The following is a 7651-nucleotide window of genomic DNA, read 5'->3' on the forward strand; positions in this document are numbered from 1 at the left end:
TGATCGGACTTCAGTTATATATTTCTTAAAGTCTGGATATTGAGATACAGTTTGGCAGGTAGGGGTGAGTAGTTGATTAATTAAAGATACATTTGTAATTACTTCGTTACAAGGACCGTAGAATGTAACTTTTAGCTTTGAATTCGGGGGAACTTTGAATACGATAGGGATTTTTTTCATTAAATAAACTCCTTACATATAGAAGGTGTATGTGTTAATCTTCTTTTGAATGTGAAGACATTTAAATATAATATGTAAATTTAGTTTAGTTGCTTATTATAGATGCCGTATTGGTACATGGAATCTCATTCCAGCATAATACTTGAAGTTAAGAAAGAAACATAGCATACTTTTCTTACGTTCATTATTATAAATAGTGAACGTAAGAAAATAATATAAATGCCTTATGCAATTTTAAAATAATTACATATTATGGTAATGAGAATTGTATAAGGAGGTAGAATGAAAGAATGGAAGAAAATGTACAAGTTGAGCTTTCACCACCGTGGATTACGTATTTTAATGAGCTTAAAAATTCTATAGGCGCTGATCCGACTGTAACAGTGGGTCCGCTTATTCCAGTTGGTGGGAACTTTATTATTTTAGTACAAGCTATGAGTGATGAAAAAGCGATAGCATTAGCTACGCTTCTTAAATCTTTCGTGGAATTTGGAAACGTAAGTGTAACGGTTGTTGTTAGTAACGCAGAAAGTGTGATTGTAAATCCGCTTCCATGTCCACTAGATGCATTTGAAATTGCACATTTATTTCAAGTAGCGCTAGAAAACAATCCTTATTTTCAACAAGTTGTTGTACAGCCACAGCTACCAGGTGGAGCGAATGTTATTTTTCCAGTTTTTGCTGCGAAAGTTATTCAATTTTTTAACGATGATATCTCAAATCTTTGCCAAACGTTTACAGGTGTTGCTGCCAATGTATTTCATGATGTAATGAACGACGTTGTGTGCGATATCCCTATTTTATTCTCTACAAGCTGCGTTACAAGCAATGATGATTTACGATTTGTAATTGAAGGGAATATAGAAAATAAGGATATAACACCAAAATTGTATTATTAAAATGTGAAAAGACATTTTCCTGAATCGAAAATGTCTTTTTCTTGTACATAAAGGAAATAATAAAAGGCAGCTTTTATTATTTAGCTGTCTTTTTACAGGGAGATTGAAAAATATTGGAGGTCAGTCATGAGTATAAGCTAAAATAGCTTACATATAGTATGCACATTATTTATAGTTTTATCCCGATATTTAGTATGAAATAAACGCAAGTCTATCGTTTGCAAATGCAAAAAAGAAGAACTTGAGTATTATGGATAAAAAGAAATTATTTAGTTTTAAAAAATGATGAAAATATATTTATTTGTCTTATAGAAGCTTGCTATTAGGCATATGGGTCTAGCAATAATACAAGCTTTGAATAGGATAATAAAAAGGAGTTGATTAGTAATGGGTTATATTGTAGATATTTCGAAATGGAATGGAAATATTAATTGGGATATTGCAGCGTCTCAAATAGATTTAGTTATTGCTAGAGTTCAAGATGGTTCGAATACGGTCGATTTTATGTATCAAGGTTATGTGAAAGAAATGAAGAAACGTAGTATTCCATTTGGAAATTATGCATTTTGCCGTTTTATATCTATTTCAGATGCAAAAAAAGAAGCGCAAGATTTTTGGAATCGTGGCGATAAAAACGCCAAATTTTGGGTAGCAGATGTAGAAGTTCAAACAATGGTAGATATGCAAGGTGGGACTCAAGCATTTATTGATGAATTACGCCGATTAGGTGCAAAAAAAATTGGTTTATATGTAGGGCATCACACGTATATATCATTTGGAGCTCGCAATATTGATGCTGATTTTATTTGGATTCCTCGTTATGGAGGGAATAAACCAGCATATCCTTGTGATATTTGGCAATATACTGATTCAGGAAATGTTCCTGGTATTGGAAAATGTGATTTAAATCAATTAATTGGGAATAAAAATCTTTCTTGGTTTATAGGTTCAAATCAATCTAGTATTGGAGATAGTAAGCAACCAAATGGAATTGGTATTGCAGTTTCAAAATATGATGATGGATACGGCATTAATTTATATGAAAATCCTGCGAATCCACAGTTTACAGGAAGACTTACGAAAAAAATCCCATATTTAATCTTTAAAGGTTATTGGGGAGGTGGCGAAAAAGATATGATTTGTTTAGGTGGTGAACAGCAGTGGGCTAAGTTAGAGCATTTCAATGTACAATGGTTTTATGCATATTCAAAATACACACCTGGATATGAAATTAGAACGTACGATGGACCAAACGGGAATGATACAGGTGCGGTCGATGGGAAGGTCCCTTATCGTATTTGGAATCGTCAAGATGGATATATAGATATAGGTGGGAACAAATGGATCAAAGAAGAACATGTGCAGATTAAATGATGTTAAAAAGTCGGCTTTATGCCGGCTTTTGTATTTAATAAAGCTTGTCTCTGGCATGAAGAGAAATACTTGCGGAAAACACATTAATTTCACAATAGCGCTGTATAGTTCCTAATATACATTTATCAAAGTGAGGTATTTGAATTGAAAAAGAAAAAGCTATTTATGGGAACTATTATTACATGTGTGGCGCTAACATTGTCTGCGTGTGGTTCCTCAGAAAATGTTGCAACATCAAAAGTAGGAAACGTGACAGAGAACGAGTTAAGTAAAGAATTAAGGCAAACATATGGAAAAAGTACTTTATCTCAAATGATGTTAAATAAGGCATTGCTAGATAAATATGAAGTATCAGATGAAGAAGCTAAAAAACAAGTAGAAGCAGCGAAGGAACAAATGGGTGACAAGTTTAAAGTGGCTTTAGAGCAAGTAGGATTAAAAAATGAAGATGAATTAAAAGAGAGAATGAAGCCAGAAATTGCACTTGAGAAAGCGATTAGAGCGACTGTCACAGATAAAGATGTGAAAGATAACCATAAACCAGAAATGAAGGTAAGTCACATTTTAGTGAAAGATGAAAAAACTGCGAAAGAAGTAAAAGAGAAAATAAATAATGGTGAAGATTTTACCGCTTTAGCGAAACAATATTCGGAAGATACTGGTTCAAAGGAACAGGGCGGAGAAATAGCTGGTTTTGCCCCTGGTCAAACTGTGAAAGAATTTGAGGAAGCTGCATATAAATTAGATGCAGGACAAGTAAGTGAGCCAATAAAAACATCATATGGTTATCATATAATAAAAGTGACGGATAAAAAAGAATTGAAACCATTTGATGAAGTGAAAGATACGATTCGAAAAGATTTAGAACAACAAAGACTACAAGATACGACAGGTAAATGGAAACAACAAGTAATCAATGATCTATTGAAAGAAGCAGATATTAAAGTAACAGATAATGAATTTAAAGATACATTTAAATTCTTAGATGAGAAGTAAGGTTTAGAAGAAAAACAGAGATTTAGCATAGTGCTATATTTCTGTTTTTTAATTTTCAATAGAAAAGGGAACTCATATAGAGTTCCCTTTTCTCGTTAGTGTGTGAGTTATAAATAGATAGTAAGACAATACAATATTACATTTAAATATTAAGAATTACAATAGAAAATTTTGGTGTAAATAAAAAGGAATAAGCAATTACTTCGCAAAATGTTGAAATGATAGTGTTTTAGTTAATTAATTTTGTTAAATATAAACTAAATATATTTTCTTAGAAATTGAATAGAGGACATAATTTAAAGGATGGTACATATCATATTTATTGGAGTATAAATTAACTTTATAGGAAGTGCAAAGAAATTTGATTAATAAAAGGGAGTAATCAATGAGTATGAATAAACTTCATATATTAAAGTTGCATTTTGTTTAAAAAATTTACATGTTGCACTTCCGGAAGAACGTTAGTTCGTGTATAATTAGAACAAACGTTCTTTTAAGGTGGAGATTTCTACAAATGTATAAATAGTTTTGAATTAGAAAGCTACGCTACATATAAATAAGAGATGGATAAAGTGTATTTAGAAGTAAAGTTTCTGTTTTTATGAATAGATGGATGTAGAAAATTGAGGAGTAAAGAAAATGAATTATGTAAAGATACAGGAAAAAGGAAGAGAGTGGGTTCCGTTTACAGTAATGTCGGAACAATTATTAAGTATGAGAAAAATTATTGGAGAGAAATTAAAAGTCCAAAGACCGCTAATAACGAATGAAGCGAAAGAAAGCATTTCAGACAAATTATTAACTTCATTATTGTCTGAAGAAGAGATGTTAGTGACCTATTTTGAAGAAGGATACATACTTACGAGTTATATGACAGTGGTTCATATAAATCCAATTCAACAAATTGTAAAATGTACAGATGCATTTTATAAAACATATATATTTGCTGCAAGGGACATAATTGATGTAACTTAAAAGAAGCTGAATTTTGAAGTTTAGCTTCTGTAATTTATCCAGCTATTTGCGGGCAGTTAGATTTACGCCTCAAAATTCGGCTGTGAGTCAGGCTGCCTGTAAAAGCCTAATTTTTTTGAAGAGGTGAAGAACTAAATGAAAAAGCAGCTAGATGCAAGCTAGCTGCTTAGTCCCAGGGAAAGGGAGAAAAAGATTGGCACTCAAAAAATCGACGATAGCTGTGTATCAGCCTGAGTATAGTATAGACAAATTTAAAAATGTTATACAAAGATGATTGCAGATTTGGTTAGGCCGTACCAACTTGGTTTTGATCTGCTAGATCAGAATCAAATGTATTAGTCGCGCTAACCCCACTAAAAGTGTTCACTACGAAACCAACGTTAGATGCGCCAGAGCCGTTATAAGCTTTCGTATTCTCTTTTGGAGAAACATTATAGAAATCACCTAAGTTGAAAGATCCGTTACTATTTTGTACAACTAAATTCCCAACAACAGAGGGCATAATTTTCACCTACTTTATAAGTAATTGTTTGCATTACTATATGAAAGTATAGTCTAATTGGTTCATTTGACAAATATTCCGGAATAGAAAAATGTTTGAAGCTTTGTTTAATCAATCGAGCAAAAAGTATGTTAAAATTAATGAAGAGTTGAATTTTAAAAAGAATAAATTCGAATAATTAATATATACGGAATTAAAGGAGGCGAAATGTTATGAATAATGTTATGAAAAAAGTAGATTTAACAGATGCAAAATCAAGTAATCTTGTTGCACTTATTTATAGTAATGATGTTACATTGGTTGAAAAAGCATTTTGTCCTAATGAAATAAAACTAAAGTTAAATGAAATAGCAATTTTATCGGCAATTAAAACAGCACATATTACGAAAGTATCTATAAGGAAAGAACTCGAAGTGATTTTTCATGATACCGGTGTTTTGTTAGTACAGCACAACGCGGATAATAATAGTAGTCGATCTATAACAATGCACTTTGAACAATTTAAAAAGTTACAAAATGAAATTGAGAATTCACATAAAAATATGCAATTAGACTAAGTGAAAATTCTTCGATAAGGTAGGTTATATTATGTTAAAAAAGTGGGTTGGAAAATATTTAGATAAATCGAACTGTAAACATAAATATAACTTCATTAGGATGCAAGATAACGAAGATTATAAAAATGGTAAATTGGGTGTAGCCTATATTTATCGGTGTGAGAAATGTGGGAAAGAGAAAATGAAAATTAAAAATAATAACGATATAAACAGTGATTTTTTGGATATTTAAACAAAAAGAGTAACTATGATGGTTACTCTTTTTATTTGTAATATGTAATATCAAAAATACTTCTAAAGTATGAAATGAATTGATACTTAAGTGAGAAGTTGAATAAGAATAAAAAGAGTAATATTAATTGAAAGGAGGAGATGCAGTTGGAGCGAAACGACATTGGGAAACTTGTAATTATTACTGGAGTAACGCAAGGGTTAGGACGTGCAATGGTTGATAGGTTTCATGAATTGGGATGGAACATAGCAGGGTGTGGACGCTCAAAAAATAAAATTGAAGAGCTTAATAAATATTACGGTGCTTCACATGATTTTCAAATAATTGATGTTTCAAATCATCACCAAGTTAGTAAATGGGCAAGTCGTATTCTTAATAGGTATAGGGCTCCCGATATGTTAATAAATAATGCATCGATTGTTAATCAAAATGCACCGCTATGGAAAGTTACCGCTCAAGAATTTGAAAGTGTAATGAGTGTAAATGTGAACGGGGTAGTAAATGTCATTAGGGCGTTCGTCCCGGCGATGATAGCTAGGAAAGAAGGGATTATTATTAATATGAGCTCTAGTTGGGGAAGAGAAGGCGAGGCTGAACTTGCGCCATATTGTGCTTCGAAGTTTGCTATTGAAGGTATCACGCAGTCTATGGCAATGGAACTGCCAAATGGCATGGCCGTAGTTGCTTTAGATCCAGGTGGAAGTGTTAGCACTCCAATGCTTCATTTATGTGCACCTCAATATGTAAAAGAATCTCCTACACCTGAAATGTGGTCACATAAAGCAATTCATTATATATTAAATATATCAATAGATAAAAATGGAGATTCATTGACATGCCCGGTATGCATTTAATGTTCAGATGAGTATTAAATGTTATATTCACAGTTTTGAAGGACAAGTATATATTGAATTATGTAGGAAGCATTTGCAAATTATACATTTATCGAGAAACTCCTTGTCAAAAAGAGCGCCTGAAAGGTGCTCTTTTGTATTATTAGTACATTATGTGATGCACAAAATTACATATGAAAAATAAAATAATGAATTAAAGGTGATATTTGTTTATTTCGAATGTACTAGAAAATTTAAATATAGGTGATGGGAAATGAACCTACGCGATTTAGAATTGACAGGGGCATGGTTTCAAGTAGGAGGAAATCTTATAGCAGCTATTGGAACAACTAGAGGGTTTACAGGAGAAGAAAAGATTGAGTCGGATCTTGCTATTGTAGGGAGTTCATTACAAGCCCTCGGATATATATTACAAATTATAGCAACTATTGATGCGAAAGATGAAGATAAATGTGAGAAGCAAGATGTAACTATAGATAATAAAAATAAAGCGCTAGCGAAGACGGGGATTGAGTTATTAGCTTTAGGTAATATTTCTAATGTAATAGGAACGTATTTTAATCTAAATGAACAAATGAAAGAAAATGATTTTCTTATAATTACTGGAAATAGTTTGCAATCAATTGGAGCTTTTTTAGGAGTAGAAGTAGCATTGAATGAGATAAATGAAATACAGTGGATTATTGTATTAGGGAATTCAATGCAAAGTTTAGGTGCGGGATTACAAGCATATGAAGGTATTCACAATATATCAAAAGAAGAAAAGGGAAATGAAGACAGTAATTTAGATAAAGAAGATCAACGTATAATAGGGCTAATAGGTATTTGGATACAGGCAATAGGTACTGTAATTTCAGCAATTGGATTAACTGAAATAGTAGAGGAACAAAGATTAGAATCTAAGAAATGACGTTGAGATACTCATTTAATAGGAGTTTGGAGTATTTCATCTTTATAAGTGGGACAAGATTGATGTGATAATTCTTTTGAAGTGCACCCCAATTGTTAGACATGGTCTAACAATTGGAGGTGCATTTTTTATGGCTAAATTTTCTTCAAAAGAAAAAATCCAAGCGGTGAAA

General features: G+C 31.9%; 10 protein-coding genes. 8 read left to right on the forward strand and 2 right to left on the reverse strand.

What is annotated here, in order from left to right; all coding sequences use genetic code 11:
• On the reverse strand, window positions 1–180 hold a 180-nt coding region (locus ACFWDE_RS29065), incomplete at its 3' end, for a hypothetical protein (RefSeq protein ID WP_377896217.1).
• A 290-nt stretch (window positions 181–470) separates the two neighbouring features.
• Here ACFWDE_RS29065 and ACFWDE_RS29070 point away from each other — a divergent pair.
• From ACFWDE_RS29070 to ACFWDE_RS29085, 4 genes are all read left to right on the forward strand, one after another.
• Entirely contained in the window at window positions 471–1079 is a 609-nt protein-coding gene (locus tag ACFWDE_RS29070) for a hypothetical protein (RefSeq protein WP_377896218.1), read from the forward strand.
• Between the two features lie 387 nt (window positions 1080–1466).
• A complete protein-coding gene (locus ACFWDE_RS29075; RefSeq protein WP_377896219.1) occupies window positions 1467–2453 on the forward strand; it encodes a glycoside hydrolase family 25 protein in 987 nt (328 codons plus the stop codon).
• Between the two features lie 144 nt (window positions 2454–2597).
• Complete coding sequence (locus ACFWDE_RS29080) at window positions 2598–3449, forward strand: peptidylprolyl isomerase PrsA (protein ID WP_377896220.1); 852 nt, start codon at window positions 2598–2600, stop codon at window positions 3447–3449.
• A 639-nt stretch (window positions 3450–4088) separates the two neighbouring features.
• The gene (locus ACFWDE_RS29085) at window positions 4089–4424 is read left to right on the forward strand and encodes a YolD-like family protein (RefSeq protein ID WP_078186005.1); all 336 of its coding nucleotides are present in this window, start codon (window positions 4089–4091) and stop codon (window positions 4422–4424) included.
• A gap of 286 nt (window positions 4425–4710) precedes the next feature.
• Here ACFWDE_RS29085 and gerPF read toward each other — a convergent pair whose 3' ends face one another.
• A complete protein-coding gene (gerPF, locus tag ACFWDE_RS29090; protein WP_001141569.1) occupies window positions 4711–4926 on the reverse strand; it encodes a spore germination protein GerPF in 216 nt (71 codons plus the stop codon).
• A gap of 212 nt (window positions 4927–5138) precedes the next feature.
• Between gerPF and ACFWDE_RS29095 the strand changes: the two genes are divergently transcribed.
• The 4 genes from ACFWDE_RS29095 to ACFWDE_RS29110 all read left to right on the forward strand — a co-directional run bounded on the left by ACFWDE_RS29095 (window position 5139) and on the right by ACFWDE_RS29110 (window position 7479).
• Window positions 5139–5483 (forward strand): hypothetical protein, encoded by a 345-nt coding sequence (locus ACFWDE_RS29095; protein ID WP_377896221.1) that lies wholly within the window; start codon window positions 5139–5141, stop codon window positions 5481–5483.
• Between the two features lie 31 nt (window positions 5484–5514).
• Entirely contained in the window at window positions 5515–5715 is a 201-nt protein-coding gene (locus ACFWDE_RS29100) for a hypothetical protein (protein ID WP_377896222.1), read from the forward strand.
• A 146-nt stretch (window positions 5716–5861) separates the two neighbouring features.
• Window positions 5862–6569: an SDR family oxidoreductase gene (locus ACFWDE_RS29105; RefSeq protein ID WP_002148137.1), complete on the forward strand. Its 708-nt coding sequence runs from the start codon at window positions 5862–5864 to the stop codon at window positions 6567–6569.
• Between the two features lie 253 nt (window positions 6570–6822).
• Window positions 6823–7479, forward strand: coding sequence for a DUF6944 family repetitive protein (locus ACFWDE_RS29110; RefSeq protein ID WP_377896223.1), 657 nt, complete (start codon window positions 6823–6825; stop codon window positions 7477–7479).
• Window positions 7480–7651: the final 172 nt, after the last annotated feature.

The organism is Bacillus sp. NPDC060175 (genome assembly GCF_042728695.1).
Taxonomy (GTDB): Bacteria; Bacillota; Bacilli; order Bacillales; family Bacillaceae_G; genus Bacillus_A.

Excerpts from the sequence above, each read along its gene's own strand:
- ACFWDE_RS29070 (WP_377896218.1), top strand. The coding sequence starts at position 471 with ATGGAAGAAAATGTACAAGTTGAGCTTTCACCACCGTGGATTACGTAT.
- ACFWDE_RS29075 (WP_377896219.1), top strand. The coding sequence starts at position 1,467 with ATGGGTTATATTGTAGATATTTCGAAATGGAATGGAAATATTAATTGG.
- ACFWDE_RS29085 (WP_078186005.1), top strand. The coding sequence starts at position 4,089 with ATGAATTATGTAAAGATACAGGAAAAAGGAAGAGAGTGGGTTCCGTTT.
- gerPF (WP_001141569.1), bottom strand. The coding sequence starts at position 4,926 with ATGCCCTCTGTTGTTGGGAATTTAGTTGTACAAAATAGTAACGGATCT.
- ACFWDE_RS29095 (WP_377896221.1), top strand. The coding sequence starts at position 5,139 with ATGAATAATGTTATGAAAAAAGTAGATTTAACAGATGCAAAATCAAGT.
- ACFWDE_RS29100 (WP_377896222.1), top strand. The coding sequence starts at position 5,515 with ATGTTAAAAAAGTGGGTTGGAAAATATTTAGATAAATCGAACTGTAAA.
- ACFWDE_RS29110 (WP_377896223.1), top strand. The coding sequence starts at position 6,823 with ATGAACCTACGCGATTTAGAATTGACAGGGGCATGGTTTCAAGTAGGA.